The organism is Rhodococcus sp. X156, assembly GCF_004006015.1.
Lineage (GTDB): Bacteria > Actinomycetota > Actinomycetes > Mycobacteriales > Mycobacteriaceae > X156.
The window spans coordinates 340862-359532 of record NZ_CP034766.1 but is presented as its reverse complement, the minus strand read 5'-3'; the positions used below and the strand labels follow the sequence as shown (position 1 = coordinate 359532).

Sequence of the window (18671 nt, the reverse complement as noted above, 5' to 3'; positions counted from 1 at the left end):
ACCGGCCTGCCTCAGCCCGCAGACGCCACCAGCAGCGCGGTTGCGGTGGCAGCCACGCCCTCGCCGCGGCCGGTGAGCCCCAGCCCGTCGGTGGTGGTGGCCGAGACCGACACGGGCCCACCGAGGACCTCCGACAGCAGGGTCTGTGCCTCCACACGGCGCGGACCCACCTTGGGGGTGTTGCCAATCACCTGGACGGCGGCGTTGCCCAGCTGCCAGCCGGCGTCGGTGAGCAGTCGGCGCACCTCGGTGAGCAGCTGCACGCCGGAGGCGCCGGCCCACTCGGGCCGGCCGGTGCCGAACACCGCACCCAGGTCACCCAGGCCGGCGGCCGACAGCAGGGCGTCGCACAGCGCGTGGCAGGCGACGTCGCCGTCGGAGTGCCCGGCCATGCCGTCCACCCCGGGGAAGAGCAGCCCGGCCACCCAGCACTCCCGACCGGGCTCCACCGGGTGCACGTCGGTGCCGATGCCTACCCGCACGGGGTCGTCCTCACTGCTCGGCCAGCAGGGCCTGGGCCAGCCGCAGGTCCAGCGGGGTGGTGATCTTGAAGGCCAGCGGGTGGCCGGGCACCGTGTGCACCGGCGAGCCGCCACGCTCCACGAGCGCGGCGTCGTCGGTGGCGATCAGCTGTTGGGCGTGGGCCGTGCGCAGCACGTCCACGTGAAATCCCTGCGGGGTCTGCACCGCGCGCAGGGTGGCTCGCTCCGGGGTGGCGGTGACCAGCCCGGCGGCGTCCACCACCTTGATGGTGTCGGCCACCGGCAGGGCCGGCACCACGGCCACGGCCCCGGCGCGCAGGGCGTTCACCACGTCACAGGCCAGCTCCACCGGGGCGAGCGCACGGGCGGCGTCGTGCACCAGCACGTACCGGGCACCCGGCACCGCCTGCACGGCGGCGGCCAGCCCGGCGCGCACCGACTCCGAGCGCTCCGCGCCGCCGGCGACCACCAGCGTCGCCTCGTCCGCGTACTGCTCGGCGACCTCCGACACGAGGCCGGGGGCGACGACGATCACCACGAGGGCGAGGCCGTCGACGCCGAGCAGCACGTCGACGCTGCGTCGCAGCAGCGTCTTGCCCGCCAGCTGCACGAACGCCTTGGGCACGTCCGAACCAAGCCGCAGCCCGAGACCCGCGGCCGGCACGACCGCGACGACCTCACCCACGCCGGGCGTCCGGCTAGGAGGCCTCGACAAGAATCTCGTTGAGGATGCTGGTCGCCTTCTCCTCGTCAGTGCCCTCGGCGAGCGCGAGCTCGCCCACCAGGATCTGCCGAGCCTTGGCCAGCATGCGCTTCTCGCCGGCCGACAGCCCGCGGTCCTCCTCGCGCCGCCAGAGGTCGCGCACGACCTCGGCCACCTTGTTCACGTCACCAGAGGCCAGCTTCTCGAGGTTGGCCTTGTACCGCCGGGACCAGTTGGTCGGCTCCTCGGTGTGCGGGGCGCGGAGCACCTCGAACACCTTGTCCAGGCCCTCCTGGCCCACCACGTCACGGACGCCCACGTACTCGGCGTTGCCGGACGGCACGCGAACGGTCAAGTCGCCCTGTGCAACCTTGAGAACTAGGTATTCTTTTTCCTCACCCTTGATGGTGCGCGTCTCGATTGCCTCGATGAGCGCAGCACCGTGGTGGGGGTAAACGACAGTCTCGCCGACCTTGAAAATCATCTGCTCGCAGCCCCTTTCGCTCCCAGCAGTCTAGCATGCGGCTGACCTGCAGGTTGAACGTCTTCGCAGGTCAGGGGCCTAGGATCGGGAGCGTGGCCCCTGCGACGGGGGTTGACAACCCGCCCCGAACGTGCCTAATCGACCCGGTCTGACCGATGCACTACCACAACCACTAGTCTGCCTGTTCGAGTCGAGGCGCAACCGCGCTCGTACGGCGATCGATCGGCCCCGGGCCGCGCACCGTCTGAGAGGACGCACAGTGATCTGGTTGGGAAGCTCGGCGAGCCCCATGAGAAGTTCCGTGAAGGCCGCCATCGGCGCCGCGCTGGCCGTGGGTTCGGTCACCCTGCTTGCCGGCTGTGGCGCCGGGCAGGTCAACACCATCGGCAGCCAGGTTGCCGCCGTCAACGGCGCCACCGCCCGCGTCGGCGAGCTGACGGTGCTCGACGCCACCATCGCCGCCCCGGTCGGCGAGCAGTACTACTACCGGTCCGGCGAGAGCGCCCCGCTGCTCTTCACCGTCGCGAACCCCAGCGTGCAGGGCGACAAGCTGGTCTCGGTCAGCAGCGCTGCCGCCCAGGAGGTGACGCTCTCCGGCGCCACCGACATCGGCGCGGGCACCAACCTGGTCGCCACCGCGCCGAACAGCTCCCAGCCCAGCGCCGCCGCAGTGGCCCCGGGCCGCTCGACGGACAAGGAGGGCCAGCTCACGGCCACCCTCGAGGGCCTCAAGCAGGACGTCGGCCCCGGCCCGACGGTGGACGTCACCTTCACCTTCGAGCGCGCCGGCCAGATCACGCTGCCCGTGCCGATGGGCGCACCGGCCACCACCGAGCGCCCCACCCCCAAGGCATCGACCGGCGAGCACTCCGACAGCAAGGGCGGTCACTGACCGCCGCTGCACCGCCGCTCGACCCCAGCTGAAGACGCAGCCCCGACGCCCCACGGCGCCGGGGCTGTGTCTGTTCAGTCGGGCATTGCGTCTGGGTCGGGCACGGCGTCCGGGTCGGGCACGGCGTCCGGGCCTGTCGGGGGCGCCGCCTAGCCTGACCCGGTGGCCAAACCCCGGAGCACCTTTCGCTGCGCCCAGTGCGCGCACACCCTGAGCAAGTGGGTCGGCCGCTGCCCCGAGTGTGGCGAGTGGGGCTCGATCGCCGAGGCCCCGGCGCTGACCTCGGTCGGCGGTCGCAGCTCCGCCACCGCACTGGTCCCGGCCACTCCCGCCGTCCCGATGACCGAGGTCGACCTGCAGACCGCGACGGTGCGGCCCACCGGGGTGGCCGAGCTGGACCGGGTGCTCGGGGGCGGCATGGTCCCGGGCGCGGTGGTGCTGCTGGCCGGTGAGCCCGGCGTGGGCAAGTCCACCCTGCTGCTGGAGGTGGTGCGCCAGTGGGCGCCGGGCAGCAAGGCCCTCTACGTCACCGGCGAGGAGTCGGCCGCGCAGGTGCGGCTGCGGGCCGAGCGGACTGACGCCGTGCACCCCGAGGTGTACCTGGCGGCGGAGACCGACCTGGCCACCGTGCTCAGCCACGTGGACCAGGTGCAGCCCGAGCTGCTCATCGTCGACTCGGTGCAGACCATGTACGCCGCCGACGTGGACGGCGTGCCCGGTGGCGTCACCCAGGTGCGCGCCATCACCGCCGCGCTCACCTCGCTGGCCAAGGCCCGCGGGCTGCCGATCATCCTGGTCGGTCACGTCACCAAGGACGGTGCGGTGGCCGGGCCCCGCTCGCTGGAGCACCTGGTGGACGTGGTCCTGCACTTCGAGGGCGACAAGCACTCCACCCTGCGGATGGTGCGGGGGGTGAAGAACCGCTTCGGTGCTGCCGACGAGGTGGGCTGCTTCGAGCTGCGGGCCGACGGCATCCACGGCGTCAGCGACCCCTCCGGGCTCTTCCTGCACCACCAGGGGGCCGCCGTGCCCGGAACGGCCGTCACCGTGGCCGTGGAGGGCAAGCGGCCCCTGCTGTGCGAGGTGCAGGCCCTGGTGGCCCCGTCCAGCCAGGCCACCCCGCGACGCGCGGTGAGCGGGCTGGACTCCTCCCGCGTGGCGATGATCCTGGCCGTGCTCGAGCGCCGTGGCGGGGTGAAGGTCTCCGACGCCGAGGTCTACACCGCCACGGTCGGCGGCATGCGGGTCACCGAGCCGGCCGCTGACCTGGCCCTGGCGCTGGCCGTCGCCTCGGCCGCGAGCGACCGGGCCCTGCCCAGCAACCTGGTGGTCATCGGTGAGCTGGGCCTGGCCGGCGAGGTCAGGAGGGTCGCCGGAACCGATCGCCGGGTGACCGAGGCGCGCCGGCTGGGATTCACCCACGCCCTCGTGCCGCCCGACTCCGGGCCCATGCCGCCGGGGGTGCGGACCACCGTTGTGGCCGACATCCCGAGCGCGCTACGAGTGCTCTTCGGCTGATCAGGCACGATAGGCAACAACGCGGCGCCCGGGGGCGCCTGACCGGGTGCAACGAGGGGACAGTGAGTGGCTGAGCAGCCGATGTCGGCGCTGCGCACGACCTTGGCCCGCCTCGCGCCGGGCACGGGGCTGCGGGAGGGCCTCGAGCGCATCCTGCGCGGCCGCACCGGGGCGCTCATCGTGCTGGGCTACGACGAGCTGGTGGAGACCATCAGCGACGGCGGGTTCGAGCTGGACATCGAGTTCGCCCCGCCCCGCCTGCGGGAGCTGTCCAAGATGGACGGCGCCGTGGTGCTCTCCACCGACGCCACCCGCATCCTGCGCGCCAACGTGCAGCTGGTGCCCGACTACACCGTGCCCACCGGCGAGACCGGTACCCGGCACCGGGCCGCGGAGCGCACCGCGGTGCAGACCGGTTACCCCGTGGTCTCGGTCAGCCAGTCCATGGGCATCATCAGCGTCTACGTCGACGGCGTTCGCCACGTGCTGGACGACTCGGCCACCATCCTGTCCCGCGCGAACCAGGCGCTGGACACCCTGGAGCGGTACAAGTCACGCCTGGACGAGGTCACCCAGCAGCTGTCCGCGCTGGAGATCGAGGACTTCGTCACCCTGCGCGACGCCATGACGGTGGTGCAGCGCCTGGAGATGGTGCGGCGCATCTCCGCCGAGATCACCGGCGACGTGGTGGAGCTGGGCACCAACGGGCGGCTGCTGGCCCTGCAGCTGGCCGAGCTGGCCGGCGGCACGGACAACGACCGCGAGCTGGTGGTGCGCGACTACCTGCCCGGCGACGACGTGCAGCACGCCGCCCTGGGGCCGGTGCTCGACGCGCTCGACGCGCTGACCCCGCAGGACCTCATCGACCTCACCACCCTGGCCCGGGCGTTCGGGCTGCCCGGCTCGGTGGACAGCCTGGACATGCCGATGTCGCCGCGCGGCTACCGGCTGCTGGCCCGAGTCCCCCGGCTGCCCGGCCCCGTCATCGAGCGGCTGGTGGATGCCTTCGGCTCGTTGCAGGCGCTGCTGGCCGCCACCGCCGACGAGCTGCAGACGGTGGACGGGGTGGGCGAGGCGCGGGCCCGCTACGTCCGGGAGGGGCTGTCCCGCCTGGCGGAGTCCAGCATCGTGGAGCGCTACGGGTAGCAGCGCGCTGCTGCGCTCGCCCCCACTGGGTTCACTCCACTGGGTTCACTCCACGATCGCGAAGGGCACCGGCGGGCTCTGCCGTGCCCCCAGCACCGCCATCACCAGGTAGCGGTCCGGCGGGACCGGCGTGCGCGGCGTGGCGCACCCCTCGGTGGAGGTGTTGGTGGACCACTGGGCGCTGTAGACCACCTGCTCCCCGGGAGCCAGCGCGCGGGCCTCGGTGGTGGTGCCTGGCGAGCAGTCGCTGCTCGACCACACCCGGGCCTTGTCGGCGGCACGGTAGACCACCACCTGCTGCCGGTTGGGGCTCACGTCCAGCGCGCAGGGCTCGGTGCTGGTGTTGCTGAAGAGCAGCCGGAACACCGGCTGGGTGCCGCGCGGGTAACCAGGGGCGGCGGACTCGGCCCGGACCTCCACCGCGGAGTCGCTGCAGGGCGGCACCGGCACCCCGTCGCTGCCCAGCACCACCGGCGCGGGGCGGGGTGCCGTCGGGGGCTGCGTGGGGGCGACTGCAGCGGTGGCCGAGGGCGCCGTGGCGGTGCCCGCGGTGGACGGGGCGGGGGTGTCCGAGGGCGCGGCGGGGGTCGGCGGCAAGGTGAGTCTTGCGGTGGCGGGCTGCGGAGCTCCTGGCGAGGAGCCGACCACGGACGTGAGCAGCCACACCACGGCCACCATCACGACCACTGCCACTCCGACCAGCGCAGCGCGTCGTCGCAGGTAGACGTCTCGGGACTCCGGTCCCACGGGCTTGAGCACGAGCCGAAGGTAGCGCCCGGCCCCCGGGTGCAGGGTGCAGCACCCCCGCGTGTCGCACGTACGGTTCTGCCGTGGACTCCGACGTGCTCAACACCTGGTTCGCCGCGACGGCGCGGGCGCTGCCGTGGCGGGAGCCCGGGACCACCGCCTGGGGGGTGCTGATGAGCGAGGTGATGCTCCAGCAGACCCCCGTGGCGCGGGTGGCACCGGTGTGGCTGCAGTGGGTGCGGCAGTGGCCGACGCCCGCCGACATGGCCGCGGCGTCGCCGGCCGAGGTGCTGCGCGCCTGGGGCCGGCTGGGCTACCCGCGCCGCGCCGTCCGGCTGCACGCCTGCGCCACCGCCATCGTCGAGCGCCACGACGGGGTGGTGCCCAGCGACGTGGACACCCTGCTGAGCCTGCCCGGCATCGGCGCCTACACCGCCAGGGCGGTGTGCTGCTTCGCCCACGGTCAGCGGGTGCCGGTGGTGGACACCAACGTGCGCCGGGTGGTGGCTCGGGCCGTGCACGGGCGCGCCGAGCCCGGCCTGCCCTCGACCACCCGTGACCTGGCCGACGTGGCCGCGATTCTGCCCGAGGACGTGCCCAGCGCCGCCGTGTTCTCCGCGGCGCTGATGGAGCTGGGCGCCACCGTGTGCACCGCCCGCAACCCCAGCTGCCCGCAGTGCCCGGTCCGTCAGGAGTGCCGGTGGGTGGCGCTGGGCCGCCCGGCCAGCACCGAGCCCCGCCGTCCCGGGCAGCGCTTCGCCGGTACCGACCGACAGGTGCGCGGGCTGCTGATGGAGGTGCTGCGCACCAGCACCACGCCGGTGCAGCGGACGCAGCTGGACGTGGTCTGGCCGGCTGACCCCGTGCAGCGCGACCGTGCGCTGGGTTCCTTGCTCACCGACGGGCTGGTGGAGCAGACCGCCGCCGGTCTGTTCGCACTGGCCGGCGAGGGCGAGCCGGCCACCAGCTAGCCCGCTGGCAGCGAGCGCAGCAGCCCCTCCACCGCCGCTTGGTAGGCCTGTGGCGCGTCGTCGTGCACCAGGTGCCCGGCGCCGGCCACCACCAGGTGCGTGCACGGCGCCGCAGCCACTTCAGCCATCTGCGCCATCTGCCCGGGCGGGGTGAAGGAGTGCTCCGCCTCCAGCAGCAGGCTGGGCGCCCGCACGGCCTGCCACTGCGCCCAGTGGTCCCGGCTGCCCCAGTGCTCGGCGATGGCGAACCAGTGCGCCAGCTCGCCGTGCAGGTGCCAGCCGTCGGAGCGGTGGTCGAAGCTCTCCAGGAAGTAGCGCCCGGCCACCGGACCGAAGAACGCCAGCACCTCCTCCGGGTCGGTGAAGGGCACGGGCCACTGCTCCAGCTGCGCCATCCAGCCCACGGCGGTGCGCCCCCGGAAGTCCGGTGCCATGTCCTCCACCACCAGCGCGCGCACCAGCTCGGGCCGGGTCCCCGCCAGGCACCAGGCGTGCAGGCCACCCATGGAGTGCCCGAGCACCGCGACCGGGCCGGCATCGATGCGCTCCACCGCGGCGGCGGCGTCAGCGACGAAGCGCTCGGTGTGCCAGGGGCCCCGCGCTGGCGCGTCGCCGTGGCCGGCGGCGTCCAGGGCCCAGACGTGGCCGTGCTCGCGCAGCCACGGCAGGCAGCGAACCCAGGTGCGGGCCCGTCCCATAAGCCCGTGGAGCAGGAGGATGGGCGGGCCGGCACCCCCGTAGTCGTGCAGCACGAGGCAGGACGCTACCCACCACCGGCGCCACCCGCCCGCAGGTAACCTCGCGCCATGGCTGTTGTGAAGATCAACGCGATCGAGGTCCCCGAGGGCGCCGGAGCCGAGCTGGAGAAGCGCTTCGCGGCGCGGGCCGGAGCGGTGGAGGGCTCACCTGGCTTCCTCGGCTTCGAGCTGCTGCGCCCGACCGGCGGCGACAGCCGGTACTTCGTCTACACCCGCTGGGAGGACGAGGCCTCCTACCAGGCCTGGGCCGAGGGCTCGGGCATGGCGGCACACGCCGGCGAGCGGGCCAAGCCCGTGGCCACCGGTGCCTCGCTGCTGGAGTTCGACGTGGTGCTGCACGTCGACCCCAGCTGAGCACACGCTCACCGCTGGATCCGGTTGCGGTGGGGGGCAGGTAGTTCCGTCGCTGCGCGCGCCTTATCGTGTGCCGACACGTCCTCAGCCCCTGAAGGGTCCTCCGATGCACCTGCGCCCTGCGGCAGCCGCGCTGCTTGCTGCCACCACCGTGCTCCTCGGCGCGGGTTGCAGCTCCGCCGAGCCGGGCGAGGCGGTTGCCGACCCCGCTGCGGCGGAGACGAGCCCCGCGGCACCGGCTGGCGAGGTCGGCCGGGCCCAGGCCGGCGGCTGGAAGGCGAGCGTGCTCGGCGTCGAGGACCCGTACACCAACCCGACGTCGATCTTCAAGCCCGCGGCCGGCACCCGGTGGATCGCCCTGGACGTGGAGGTCACCAACCTCACCGGGCAGGTGAAGATGGTGCCCACCATGCTCGGGTTCGGCCTCTACGACGGTGACACCAGGTTGACCGCCCCGGTGGGCCAGGGGTCTCTGTCGGACACCCTGGAGCCCAACGCCTCCAAGCGCGGCAAGCTGGTCTACCAGCTGCCGGCGGAGCAGCCCACCCGCGGGCTCACGCTGGTGGTGCGCGGCGACCTCGGCACCAGCAGCGAGCGCTCCCCGATCACCCTGCCCTGACGGCGCCTACAGCTTGCGCAGCTCGGGCAACAGCTCGGCCTCGGCCCACCGGATGAAGTCGGCCTGGGATCCGCGCCCGACCTGCGCCAGCGCCACCTCGGTGTACCCGGCCTCCACGTAGGGCCGCACGGCCTCGACGAAGAGCTCCACGTCCGGGCCACAGGCGATCGACTCGGCCACGTCCGCCGGACGAGTGTTGGCCGAGGCCGCCGCGAACGCCGCGGTGCCGGGCAGCTCGGAGTTGACCTTCCAGCCCAGGCTGAACCAGCGCATCAGCTCGTGGGCCCGCTCCACCGCGGTGTCCCGGTCGGGGTCGTAGCAGACCGGAACCTGGCCGACCCGGGGCTTGCCGGCACCGCCGGCCAGGTCGAACTCCTCCCCCAGCGAAGCCTTGGGCTCGGTGCCGATCATCACGTCGGCCAGCTCTCCGGCCAGCTCGCACGACTGCGGCCCGGAGACCGCCACCCCGATCTTGGGTGGCGGTGTGCCCACGTCCCACAGCTTGGCCGAGTCGACCTGGTAGTGGTCGCCGCGGTAGCTGAGGTACTCGCCGGTGAACAGCGCCTGGATGATCTGGATGGCCTCGGCCAGCATCTCGTGGCGGACGTTCACCGGGGGCCACCCACCACCGGTGACGTGCTCGTTGAGGTTCTCGCCGGAGCCCAGCCCCAGGGTGAACCGGCCGTCGGCGAGCAGGTCGACGGTAGCGGCCATCTGGGCGACCACCGTCGGGTGGTAGCGCTTGATGGGGCAGGTCACGTAGGTCATCAGGTCGATGGTGTCGGTGGCCTGGGCGACCGCGCCGAGCACGGAGAACACGAACGGCGCGTGGCCCTGGGCGTCCAGCCACGGGAAGTAGTGGTCGCTGGCGACGGCGAGGTCGAAGCCGGCCTGCTCGGCAGCCACCGCGTTGGCCACCAGGTCCTTGGGCGATGCCTGCTCCCCGAGCAGGGTGTAGCCGATGCGCACCATCAGGGCTTCCTCCCCAGCAGCGCCACCAGCTGGTCCATCGGGTTGTCCGAGCTGGTCTCCACCGGCGGGCCGAACACCGACGCACCGGCGAGGTTGTTGTCGCGGACGTAGGCCAGCACGTGCAGCACCGCAGCCGGGTCTGGCGTGTCGTCCGGCACTCCTGCGCCCCTGGCCAGGTCCCAGGCGTGCACGGTGAGGTCCAGCAGCATCTGCTCGGCGTACTCCCCGGCCGGGGTGGGCCCGAAGGACAGGTCCACCGTGGTGTCGTCGGACGCCGCCGCCCACGCCTCCCGGGAGGCGATCTCCACGGTGTCCCACGTGCCTTCCGGGTCGTCGCCCAGGACGTCGCCGTCGTAGGCGTCACCCACCTGGGCCATGGTCTCCCCGGCGAGCAGGCGCGGCGCCCACAGGTGCTCGGCCGTCACGTGGTTGAGCAGGTCGCGCACCGTCCAGTCCGTGCACGGCGTCTGGTTGGTCCACGCGTCGTCGGGCAGCTGGTGCACCACCCTCGTGAAGTGGTCGAACCCCTCCTGGAGCAGCTCGCGGGCAGGGGCTTCGTCGGGAGTTGCCATGTCCCCTGTCTACCGGTGCCGAGCTGCGCACGCATCCGGAGGCGACCCAGGCGCCGCCGCGGCGGCGTGCCCGGACGCACGACACCGCCGCACCCTCGAAGGGGTGCGACGGTGTCGGGTTCGTGCAGGCGCCGCGGGTGGCTACTCGGAGCTGGACTCCGAGGTGTTGCCGCCCTCAGCCGCCTTGGCCAGGTCGATCGGCGGTGCGTCGGGAACCGAGTCGGGCTTGGCCTCGCCGCGGAAGGTGAACTTCGCGTCCTCCCCCGTGCCCTCGCCGTCCCAGTTCTCCACGTCCACGACCACGATCTGGCCGGGCTGGATCTCGCCGAAGAGGATCTTCTCCGACAGCTGGTCCTCGATCTCGCGCTGGATGGTGCGACGCAGCGGCCGTGCACCCAGCACCGGGTCGAAGCCCCGCTTGGCGAGCAGCTGCTTCGCCTGGTCGGTGATCTCGATCCCCATGTCCTTGTTCTTCAGCGCCGTCTCGACCCGGGTGATCATCAGGTCGACCATCTGCACGATCTCGTCCGAGGTCAGCTGGTGGAAGACCACGATGTCGTCGATGCGGTTGAGGAACTCCGGGCGGAAGTGCTTCTTCAGCTCGTCGTTGACCTTCTGCTTCATCCGGTCGTAGTTGGAGTCAGCACCCGATCCGCTGGAGAACCCGAGACCGACCGCCTTGGAGATGTCGCTGGTGCCCAGGTTGGACGTGAAGATGAGCACGGTGTTCTTGAAGTCCACCGTGCGGCCCTGACCGTCAGTGAGACGGCCGTCCTCGAGAACCTGCAGGAGCGTGTTGTAGATCTCCTGGTGCGCCTTTTCGATCTCGTCGAACAGCACCACGCTGAATGGCTTGCGGCGCACCTTCTCGGTGAGCTGTCCGCCCTCTTCGTAACCGACGTATCCGGGCGGGGCGCCAAACAGCCGAGACGCTGTGAAGCGGTCGTGAAACTCGCCCATGTCGATCTGGATGAGTGCGTCGTCGTCACCGAAGAGGAAGTTCGCCAGCGCCTTGCTCAGCTCGGTCTTTCCCACACCGGACGGGCCGGCGAAGATGAACGAGCCACTGGGCCGCTTCGGGTCCTTCAGTCCGGCGCGCGTGCGACGAATTGCCTTGGCAACAGACGTGACTGCCTCACGCTGACCGATGATGCGCTTGTGGAGCTCGTCCTCCATGCGCAGCAGCCGAGTGGTCTCCTCCTCGGTCAGCTTGAACACCGGAATACCGGTCCAGTTACCCAGGACCTCCGCGATCTGCTCGTCGTCGACCTCGGCCACGACGTCCAGGTCACCGGCACGCCACTGCTTCTCGCGCTCGCTCTTCTGGCTGAGCAGCTGCTTCTCGGTGTCGCGCAGGCTGGCGGCCTTCTCGAAGTCCTGCGCGTCGATCGCGGACTCCTTCTCCCGACGCGTGTTCGCGATCTTCTCGTCGAACTCCCGCAGGTCCGGCGGCGCGGTCATCCGGCGGATGCGCATCCGGGCACCGGCCTCGTCGATCAGGTCGATCGCCTTGTCCGGCAGGAAGCGGTCGGAGATGTAGCGGTCGGCCAGCGTGGACGCCGCCACCAGGGCGCCGTCGGTGATGGAGACGCGGTGGTGCGCCTCGTACCGGTCACGCAGACCCTTGAGGATCTCGATGGTGTGCTCGACGCTGGGCTCGCCCACCTGCACGGGCTGGAAGCGCCGCTCCAGGGCGGCGTCCTTCTCCACGTACTTGCGGTACTCGTCCAGGGTGGTGGCACCGATGGTCTGCAGCTCACCGCGAGCCAGCATCGGCTTGAGGATGGAGGCCGCGTCGATCGCGCCCTCGGCCGCACCAGCACCGACGAGGGTGTGGATCTCGTCGATGAACAGGATGATGTCGCCGCGGGTGCGGATCTCCTTGAGCACCTTCTTCAGGCGCTCCTCGAAGTCGCCGCGGTAGCGGCTGCCGGCCACCAGCGAACCGAGGTCCAGGGTGTACAGCTGCTTGTCGGTGAGCGTCTCGGGGACCTCGCCGGTGACGATGGCCTGCGCGAGGCCCTCGACCACGGCGGTCTTGCCGACGCCCGGCTCACCGATGAGGCACGGGTTGTTCTTGGTGCGCCGCGACAGCACCTGCATGACCCGCTCGATCTCCTTCTCCCGCCCGATGACCGGGTCGAGCTTGCCCTCGCGGGCAGCCTGGGTGAGGTTGCGACCGAACTGGTCGAGCACCAGCGACGTGGACGGGGTGCCCTCGCTGCCGCGCCCGCCGGACTCCGCGGGCTCCTTGCCCTGGTAGCCCGACAGCAGCTGGATGACCTGCTGACGGACCCGGTTGAGGTCGGCGCCGAGCTTGACCAGCACCTGCGCGGCGACACCCTCACCCTCGCGGATGAGACCGAGCAGGATGTGCTCGGTGCCGATGTAGTTGTGGCCGAGCTGCAGGGCCTCCCGGAGGGAGAGCTCCAGCACCTTCTTGGCACGCGGGGTGAACGGGATGTGCCCGGACGGCGCCTGCTGGCCCTGGCCGATGATCTCCTCGACCTGGCTGCGCACACCCTCGAGGGAGATGCCGAGCGACTCCAGCGACTTGGCGGCGACACCCTCACCCTCGTGGATGAGGCCGAGCAAGATGTGCTCGGTACCGATGTAGTTGTGGTTGAGCATCCGGGCTTCTTCTTGAGCCAGGACGACGACGCGCCTGGCGCGGTCAGTGAACCTCTCGAACATGGCGCTCCTCACACTCCTGCTGCGGTGTCCGCCACGACGTGTCTCGCCACGGGGAACGTCCGCCTACTCTAGTGGGCCGCTTGCAGCCACGTGGCGCTCACGGGGTCTTTAACAGCGACTCACCGGTCCAACGCACCGGTCCCACCAAGCGATCCCGTTCTCGCTACGCCCAGGGCGAACAGCGAAGGACCCCCGCCCAGGAAGGGCAGGGGTCCGTCGTGCTGCTGCTCGGGAGCGCTCAGCTGGCCTGGTGGTAGGCCTCGATGATCGCGGCCGGGATGCGGCCGCGGTCGGAGACCTCGTGGCCGGAACGGCGGGCCCACTCGCGGATCGCGGCACTCTGCTCGCGATCCACCGAGGCGCGGCCCTTGGTGGTCGATCCACGAGAAGTGCGCTTGCGTCCACTTTCCTTGCGGGCGTGCGCAATCCACATTGCGAAGTCGTTGCGGAGCTTCTGCGCATTGTCCGCGGATAGGTCGATCGAGTAGTTCACACCGTCCACAGAAAACTCGACAGTCTCGTCAGCAGCGAGCTCGTCGTCGATGTCGTCAACGAATGTGACGGTGACCTTTTGCGACATTAGTCGACTTCCTTTTCCCTCATGTTGATCGGTGTCACCGAGAGTAGCGCAATTCAGCCGCCGGGTCGAACCAGCGGAAACAGGATCGTGTCCCGGATCCCGCGCCCAGTAAGCGCCATCAGCAACCGGTCGACACCCATTCCGGTTCCCGTTGTGGGCGGCATCGCATACTCCATGGCGGTAAGGAAGTCCTCGTCCAGCCGCATGGCCTCGTCATCACCTGCTGCAGCCAGGCGCATCTGCTGCACAAAGCGCTCTCGCTGCACCACTGGATCAACCAGCTCGGAATATCCGGTGGCGAGCTCGAAACCGCGCACATACAGATCCCATTTCTCGACAACACCGTCAATTGTGCGGTGCTGCCGAGTCAAAGGTGAAGTCTCCACAGGGAAGTCGCGCACGAAGGTGGGTGCGACGAGGTCGTCGCCGACCAGGTGCTCCCACAGCTCCTCGACCAGCTTGCCGTGCCCGTGGGCCGGATCGACCGGCATCTCCACCCGCTCGGCCAATGCACGCAGCTGCTCCACGCTGGTGGCCGGCGTCACTTCCTCGCCGATCGCGGCGGAGAGGGAGGGATACATCTCCAGCGTGGTCCACTCACCACTGAGGTCGTACTCCGTGCCGTCGGCGAGAGTGACCACCTGGGTGCCGAACGCAGCCTGCGCCACTTCCTGCACCAGCTCGCGGGTCATTCGGGCGGAGTCGTCGTAGGTGCCGTAGGCCTCGTAGGTCTCCAGCATCGCGAACTCCGGGGAGTGCGAGGAGTCCACACCCTCGTTGCGGAAGTTCCGGTTGATCTCGAACACCTTGTCGATGCCCCCGACCACGCACCGCTTGAGGAACAGCTCCGGGGCGATGCGCAGGTAGAGGTCCAGGTCCAGGGCGTTGGAGTGGGTGACGAACGGGCGTGCGGCCGCGCCCCCGTGCAGGGTCTGCAGCATGGGGGTCTCCACCTCCAGGAAGCCGCGCAGCTCCAGGGAGCGGCGCAGCTCGCGCACCACGGTGCTGCGGTGGCGGACCATGTCGCGCGCGGCCGGGCGCACGATCAGGTCCACGTAGCGCTGGCGGATGCGGGTCTCCTCGCTCAGCTCCTTGTGCGCCACGGGCAGCGGCCGCAGGCTCTTGGCCGCCATCCGCCACTCGTCGGCCATCACGCTGAGCTCACCGCGGCGGGAGGTGATCACCTCGCCGTGCACGAAGACGTGGTCGCCGAGGTCGACGTCGGCCTTCCAGGCGGCGAGGGACTCCTCACCGACGCCGGCCAGGCTGAGCATCGCCTGCAGCTGGGTTCCGTCGCCCTCCTGCAGGGTGGCGAAGCAGAGCTTTCCGGTGTTGCGGATGAACATCACCCGGCCGGCGACCCCGACCTGCTCGCCGGTGGCGGTGTCCGGCTCGAGGCCCTGGTGGGCGGCGCGGACCTCGGCGAGGGTGTGCGTGCGGGGCACCGCGACCGGGTAGGGGTCGAGGCCCTCGGCGAGCATCCGTTCCCGTTTGCCCTGCCGGATCCGCATCTGCTCGGGAAGGTCGTCAGAGGAATGCGGCTGCGCGGCGTCGGTCACGGGTCCCCAGCCTAGCTACGGTGCGTCAGCGTCCTGCACCACACGCACCCCGGGCACCGCGAGCGACGTCAGCGGTCGGTGAGCACGTTCACCAGCCCCGCGGCCTGCAGCTGCTGGTAGCCGCCGACGAGGTCGGTGGCCCGGTGCAGTCCCAGCTGCTGCAGGGCGGCGGCGGCCAGGCTGGAGGTGTAGCCCTGCGAGCACATCACCACCCAGGCGACGTCGTGGTCGACAGCCTCCGGCAGCCGGGCGTCGCTGGCGGGGTCACAGCGCCACTCCAGCACGTTGCGCTCGATCACCAGGGCGCCGGGCAGCTCGCCCTCCTCGGCGCGCTGGGCGGCGGGGCGGATGTCCACCACCACCGCTCCCGCGCGCACGGCCGCGGGCAGCTGCTCCGCGCTGAGTCGGTCCAGCCGGGCGCGGGCCTGCTCCAGCAGCTCGTCGATGGTCATGGTGGTGGCCCTCCCGGTCGGCGGTGTGCGCGGGTCAGGCACGGTGCTCAGACCCGAGCGGAGATGCGGTCCAGGTTGCGCTCGTAGACCAGCCGCAGGCCGGTCAGCGTCAGGAACGCCTCGTGGTGGGTGATGGTGCGGCACTCGGTGACCATCAGCGGCGCCAGGCCCCCGGTGGCCAGCACCGTCACCGGCGGTCCAGCCGTGCCGAGCTCGGCGATGATCCGCCCGACCAGTCCGTCGACCTGTCCGGCGAAGCCGTAGACCACGCCGGACTGCAGGCACTCGACGGTGTTCTTGCCGATCACCGAGCGGGGCCGGACCAGCTCCACCTTGCGCAGCGCCGCGGCGCGGTTGGTGAGGGCGTCCATGGAGACCTCGATGCCCGGGGCCAGCGCCCCGCCGAGGAACTCCCCGCGGGCGGAGACCACGTCGATGTTGGTGGAGGTGCCGAAGTCGACCACGACGCAGGCGGTGCCGAACAGGTGGTGCGCGGCCAGGGTGTTGACCACCCGGTCGGCACCCACCTCCTTGGGGTTGTCCACCAGCAGCGGCACCCCGGTGCGCACCCCCGGCTGCACGATGACCTGGGGGATGCCGGCCCAGTAGCGCTCGAGCATGCTGCGCAGCTCGCGCAGCAGGGACGGCACCGTGGACAGCCCAGCCACCCCGGTGATCTCCGGCAGGTACCTGCCGATGAGCCCGCGCATGATCAGCGCCATCTCGTCAGCGGTCATCCGGGCGTCGGTGCGCATCCGCCAGTTGTGCACCAGGACGGCCTCGGCGCCGGTCCCCTCGAAGAGCCCGAGCGCGACGTTGGTGTTGCCGATGTCGACGGTGAGCAGCACCGGGCTAGACCGACAGCAGCTCGTCAGCGGGTCGACTGCCGGAGGTGAGACCGGAGCCGGCCGGGGCGTGCGCCGGGTCGGCACCGAGCTCGACGACCTGGTTGTCACTGCCCACGAAGACCACCTTGGGCTGGTACGTGCGGCACTCCTCGGCGTCCATCACCCCGTAGGAGATGAGGATGACCAGGTCGCCGGGGTGCACCAGGTGCGCGGCGGCACCGTTGATCCCGATCACGCCGCTGCCTCGCGGGCCGGGGATGACGTAGGTCTCCAGGCGGGCGCCGTTGGTGACGTCCACGATGGCCACCTGCTCACCCTCGAGCAGGTCGGCGGCGTCCATCAGGTCCTGGTCGATGGTGACCGAGCCGACGTAGTGCAGGTCAGCCTGGGTGACGGTGGCGCGGTGGATCTTGGACTTCAGCATGGTGCGGAACATGGGTTTTCCTCCCGGTCAGAGCTGGTTCGCATGGTGTTCGTTGCCCAACGCCACTCCGACGTTGTCGATGAGGCGGGTGGAGCCCACCCGGGCTGCCACCAGCAGCCGACCGGCTCCGTGCTCGGGCGGCGGTCCGAGGTGCGGGTCCCGGACCTCCAGGTAGTCGACCGATATGTCCGGTTCAGTGTCGAGCACGGCACGTGCTGTGGCAACAGCTTGGGCCGCCCCGTCTCGGGCGGCGTGCGCGCCGGCCACCAGCGCGGCCGACAGCACCGTGGCCGCACGCCGCTGGTCGGCGGTGAGGTAGGCGTTGCGCGAGGACAGGGCCAGCCCGTCGGGCTCGCGGATGGTGGGCACCCCGACGACGCGGACGTCCATGTCCAGGTCGCGCACCATCTGCCGGATCAGGGTGAGCTGCTGGTAGTCCTTCTCCCCGAAGAGGGCGACGTGGGGACCAACGATGTTGAACAGCTTGTTGACCACGGTGAGCATGCCGGCGAAGTGGGTGGGCCGCGAGACGCCCTCGAGCTCGACGCCCAGCGGGCCGGGCACCACGGTGGTGCGAGCGCCTCCGTGCGGGTACATCTGTGCGGCCGACGGCGCGAACACCAGCTGGACGCCGGCCTCGCGGAGCAGCTCCACGTCGCGGTCCAGGGTGCGCGGGTAGGCGTCGAGGTCCTCGCCGGGCCCGAACTGCAGCGGGTTGACGAAGATGGAGACCACCACCACCGCCGCGGGCACGCACCTGGCCTCGCGCACCAGCTCCAGGTGACCGGCGTGCAGCGCGCCCATGGTGGGCACCAGGACCAGCTGGCGGCCGGTCCCCCGCAGCGCTCGGGTGACCCGCCGGAGCTCGGCCGGGTCGTGGTAGACGGTGGTCGCCGTCAGGTCGAGCGTCATGCCAGCTCCTCCAGGATTGCGCGCGCCGCGGTGGCGCTGATCAGGCCGTCCTCGCGCGCCCGCTGGGCGGTGCGCCGGGACAGGGCACGGTAGGCCGCGCCCACGCCGGCGTCGGCGTCGGTCAGCACGGCCAGGTGGGTGGCCACCGCCTCGGCGTCGCCGCGGGCGACCGGGCCGGTGAGCGCGCGGTCGCCGTGGCGCAGGGCGTTGTCCAGCGCGGCAGACAGCAGCGGGGCCAGCACGCGCTCGGCTGGGGTGGTGTTGCCGGCGGTGATGGACTCCAGCACGCTGACCGCGTCACGCACCAGGGTGACCAGGTGGTTGGCGCCGTGGGCCAGGGCGGCGTGGTAGAGCGGGCGGTCGGTCTCGGCGATGCGCACCGGCTCCGCCCCCACCTCCAGCACCAGCGCCTCGGCCACCGTCCAGCCCGCGTCGTCGGCGGCGGTGACGCCGAAGCAGCAGCTGGCCAGGCGGGCGGTGTCCTCGTCGCGGCCGGTGAAGGTCATCGCGGGGTGCAGGGCCAGCGGCAGCGCCCCCAGTGCGGCGAGCGGGGCGAGCACGTCCACCCCACGGGCGCCGGCGGTGTGCACCACGATCTGGCCCGGGCGCACCGAGCCGGTGGCGGCCAGGCCGCGGACCAGGCCAGGCAGCTCGACGTCGGGCACGGCCAGCACCAGCAGGTCGGCGCGGGCGGCCACCTCGTCCGGCGTGGTGACCTCGGCGCTGGGCAGGCGCTGCTCGGCGCGGCGCAGCGACTGCTCGGAGATGGCGGAGGCGGCGACGACGCGGTGTCCGGAGAGCTCGAGAGCGGCACCGAGGGCAGTGCCCACCCGGCCGGCTGACACGACCCCCACCGCGAGGCGGGGCCGACCCTGGGCGCGGCGGTGCGCACCAGTGAATTCGGCTGAACTCACCGTTGTCCTCTCTGTCGTTCCAGTCCTGCTGAGCAGGTACCGGACGTCGTCGGGGCAAAGCGTAGGCCCA

21 protein-coding genes are annotated in these 18671 nt (G+C 71.5%); 6 read left to right on the top strand and 15 right to left on the bottom strand.

The features are described 5' to 3' along the window. Window positions 1-11: 11 nt before the first annotated feature. Genes ispF through ELX43_RS01705 form a run of 3 tightly spaced genes read right to left on the bottom strand, consistent with a single transcriptional unit; the run spans window position 12 to window position 1669 of the window. Window positions 12-482 carry a 2-C-methyl-D-erythritol 2,4-cyclodiphosphate synthase gene (ispF, locus tag ELX43_RS01715; protein WP_127781864.1) on the bottom strand — a complete coding sequence of 157 codons (471 nt, stop codon included), beginning with the start codon at window positions 480-482 and terminating at the stop codon, window positions 12-14. 10 nt (window positions 483-492) lie between these two features. Next, the gene (gene ispD, locus ELX43_RS01710) at window positions 493-1167 is read right to left on the bottom strand and encodes a 2-C-methyl-D-erythritol 4-phosphate cytidylyltransferase (protein WP_127781863.1); all 675 of its coding nucleotides are present in this window, start codon (window positions 1165-1167) and stop codon (window positions 493-495) included. A gap of 13 nt (window positions 1168-1180) precedes the next feature. Beyond that, window positions 1181-1669, bottom strand: a complete 489-nt coding sequence (locus ELX43_RS01705) for a CarD family transcriptional regulator (protein WP_127781862.1) — start codon at window positions 1667-1669, stop codon at window positions 1181-1183. Window positions 1670-1958: 289 nt separating this feature from the next. On the opposite strand from ELX43_RS01705, the gene ELX43_RS01700 reads away from it, so the two are divergent. From ELX43_RS01700 to disA, 3 genes are all read left to right on the top strand, one after another. Then, entirely contained in the window at window positions 1959-2561 is a 603-nt protein-coding gene (locus ELX43_RS01700) for a copper chaperone PCu(A)C (RefSeq protein ID WP_127781861.1), read from the top strand. A gap of 162 nt (window positions 2562-2723) precedes the next feature. After that, window positions 2724-4079 (top strand): DNA repair protein RadA, encoded by a 1356-nt coding sequence (gene radA / locus ELX43_RS01695; protein ID WP_127781860.1) that lies wholly within the window; start codon window positions 2724-2726, stop codon window positions 4077-4079. Window positions 4080-4160: 81 nt separating this feature from the next. After that, a complete protein-coding gene (gene disA, locus ELX43_RS01690; RefSeq protein WP_127784585.1) occupies window positions 4161-5225 on the top strand; it encodes a DNA integrity scanning diadenylate cyclase DisA in 1065 nt (354 codons plus the stop codon). 45 nt (window positions 5226-5270) lie between these two features. Here disA and ELX43_RS01685 read toward each other — a convergent pair whose 3' ends face one another. Continuing rightward, on the bottom strand, window positions 5271-5984 hold the full coding sequence (locus ELX43_RS01685) for a hypothetical protein (protein ID WP_127781859.1): 714 nt from the start codon (window positions 5982-5984) through the stop codon (window positions 5271-5273). Window positions 5985-6055: 71 nt separating this feature from the next. On the opposite strand from ELX43_RS01685, the gene ELX43_RS01680 reads away from it, so the two are divergent. Beyond that, complete coding sequence (locus tag ELX43_RS01680; RefSeq protein ID WP_127781858.1) at window positions 6056-6943, top strand: A/G-specific adenine glycosylase; 888 nt, start codon at window positions 6056-6058, stop codon at window positions 6941-6943. Here ELX43_RS01680 and ELX43_RS01675 read toward each other — a convergent pair. Then, entirely contained in the window at window positions 6940-7695 is a 756-nt protein-coding gene (locus ELX43_RS01675; protein ID WP_127781857.1) for an alpha/beta hydrolase, read from the bottom strand. The two genes, ELX43_RS01680 and ELX43_RS01675, sit on opposite strands and share 4 nt — an antisense overlap. 54 nt (window positions 7696-7749) lie before the next feature. On the opposite strand from ELX43_RS01675, the gene ELX43_RS01670 reads away from it, so the two are divergent. Both ELX43_RS01670 and ELX43_RS01665 read left to right on the top strand, forming a co-directional pair. Then, window positions 7750-8055: an antibiotic biosynthesis monooxygenase gene (locus ELX43_RS01670; protein WP_127781856.1), complete on the top strand. Its 306-nt coding sequence runs from the start codon at window positions 7750-7752 to the stop codon at window positions 8053-8055. Window positions 8056-8161: 106 nt separating this feature from the next. Beyond that, entirely contained in the window at window positions 8162-8674 is a 513-nt protein-coding gene (locus ELX43_RS01665; RefSeq protein WP_127781855.1) for a DUF4352 domain-containing protein, read from the top strand. A gap of 6 nt (window positions 8675-8680) precedes the next feature. On the opposite strand, the gene ELX43_RS01660 is transcribed toward ELX43_RS01665, so the two are convergent. The 10 genes from ELX43_RS01660 to ELX43_RS01615 all read right to left on the bottom strand — a co-directional run bounded on the left by ELX43_RS01660 (window position 8681) and on the right by ELX43_RS01615 (window position 18601). Then, complete coding sequence (locus ELX43_RS01660) at window positions 8681-9646, bottom strand: TIGR03557 family F420-dependent LLM class oxidoreductase (RefSeq protein ID WP_127781854.1); 966 nt, start codon at window positions 9644-9646, stop codon at window positions 8681-8683. Further along, window positions 9646-10218 (bottom strand): TIGR03086 family metal-binding protein, encoded by a 573-nt coding sequence (locus ELX43_RS01655; protein ID WP_127781853.1) that lies wholly within the window; start codon window positions 10216-10218, stop codon window positions 9646-9648. The genes ELX43_RS01660 and ELX43_RS01655 overlap by 1 nt, the downstream gene beginning before the upstream one ends. A 141-nt stretch (window positions 10219-10359) precedes the next feature. Next, entirely contained in the window at window positions 10360-12912 is a 2553-nt protein-coding gene (locus tag ELX43_RS01650) for an ATP-dependent Clp protease ATP-binding subunit (RefSeq protein WP_127781852.1), read from the bottom strand. A gap of 238 nt (window positions 12913-13150) precedes the next feature. Beyond that, window positions 13151-13492, bottom strand: coding sequence for an Lsr2 family protein (locus ELX43_RS01645; RefSeq protein WP_127781851.1), 342 nt, complete (start codon window positions 13490-13492; stop codon window positions 13151-13153). 53 nt (window positions 13493-13545) lie between these two features. Beyond that, window positions 13546-15051 carry a lysine--tRNA ligase gene (lysS, locus tag ELX43_RS01640; protein WP_127781850.1) on the bottom strand — a complete coding sequence of 502 codons (1506 nt, stop codon included), beginning with the start codon at window positions 15049-15051 and terminating at the stop codon, window positions 13546-13548. A 68-nt stretch (window positions 15052-15119) separates the two neighbouring features. Further along, complete coding sequence (locus ELX43_RS01635; RefSeq protein ID WP_127781849.1) at window positions 15120-15503, bottom strand: rhodanese-like domain-containing protein; 384 nt, start codon at window positions 15501-15503, stop codon at window positions 15120-15122. A 47-nt stretch (window positions 15504-15550) separates the two neighbouring features. Beyond that, window positions 15551-16351 carry a type III pantothenate kinase gene (locus ELX43_RS01630; RefSeq protein ID WP_127781848.1) on the bottom strand — a complete coding sequence of 267 codons (801 nt, stop codon included), beginning with the start codon at window positions 16349-16351 and terminating at the stop codon, window positions 15551-15553. Between the two features lie 4 nt (window positions 16352-16355). Beyond that, window positions 16356-16787 carry an aspartate 1-decarboxylase gene (gene panD, locus ELX43_RS01625; RefSeq protein ID WP_127781847.1) on the bottom strand — a complete coding sequence of 144 codons (432 nt, stop codon included), beginning with the start codon at window positions 16785-16787 and terminating at the stop codon, window positions 16356-16358. 15 nt (window positions 16788-16802) lie between these two features. Beyond that, on the bottom strand, window positions 16803-17687 hold the full coding sequence (gene panC, locus ELX43_RS01620; protein WP_127781846.1) for a pantoate--beta-alanine ligase: 885 nt from the start codon (window positions 17685-17687) through the stop codon (window positions 16803-16805). Next, the gene (locus ELX43_RS01615; protein WP_127781845.1) at window positions 17684-18601 is read right to left on the bottom strand and encodes a DUF2520 domain-containing protein; all 918 of its coding nucleotides are present in this window, start codon (window positions 18599-18601) and stop codon (window positions 17684-17686) included. Before ELX43_RS01615 ends, panC begins: the two co-directional genes overlap by 4 nt. Between the last annotated feature and the right edge of the window lie 70 nt (window positions 18602-18671).

Bases quoted from the DNA above. Each gene is read 5' to 3' on its own strand.
- ELX43_RS01705 (WP_127781862.1), bottom strand. From the start codon at position 1,669: ATGATTTTCAAGGTCGGCGAGACTGTCGTTTACCCCCACCACGGTGCT.
- ELX43_RS01700 (WP_127781861.1), top strand. From the start codon at position 1,959: ATGAGAAGTTCCGTGAAGGCCGCCATCGGCGCCGCGCTGGCCGTGGGT.
- disA (WP_127784585.1), top strand. From the start codon at position 4,161: ATGTCGGCGCTGCGCACGACCTTGGCCCGCCTCGCGCCGGGCACGGGG.
- ELX43_RS01670 (WP_127781856.1), top strand. From the start codon at position 7,750: ATGGCTGTTGTGAAGATCAACGCGATCGAGGTCCCCGAGGGCGCCGGA.
- ELX43_RS01665 (WP_127781855.1), top strand. From the start codon at position 8,162: ATGCACCTGCGCCCTGCGGCAGCCGCGCTGCTTGCTGCCACCACCGTG.
- ELX43_RS01660 (WP_127781854.1), bottom strand. From the start codon at position 9,646: ATGGTGCGCATCGGCTACACCCTGCTCGGGGAGCAGGCATCGCCCAAG.
- ELX43_RS01655 (WP_127781853.1), bottom strand. From the start codon at position 10,218: ATGGCAACTCCCGACGAAGCCCCTGCCCGCGAGCTGCTCCAGGAGGGG.
- ELX43_RS01650 (WP_127781852.1), bottom strand. From the start codon at position 12,912: ATGTTCGAGAGGTTCACTGACCGCGCCAGGCGCGTCGTCGTCCTGGCT.
- ELX43_RS01645 (WP_127781851.1), bottom strand. From the start codon at position 13,492: ATGTCGCAAAAGGTCACCGTCACATTCGTTGACGACATCGACGACGAG.
- ELX43_RS01635 (WP_127781849.1), bottom strand. From the start codon at position 15,503: ATGACCATCGACGAGCTGCTGGAGCAGGCCCGCGCCCGGCTGGACCGA.
- panD (WP_127781847.1), bottom strand. From the start codon at position 16,787: ATGTTCCGCACCATGCTGAAGTCCAAGATCCACCGCGCCACCGTCACC.
- panC (WP_127781846.1), bottom strand. From the start codon at position 17,687: ATGACGCTCGACCTGACGGCGACCACCGTCTACCACGACCCGGCCGAG.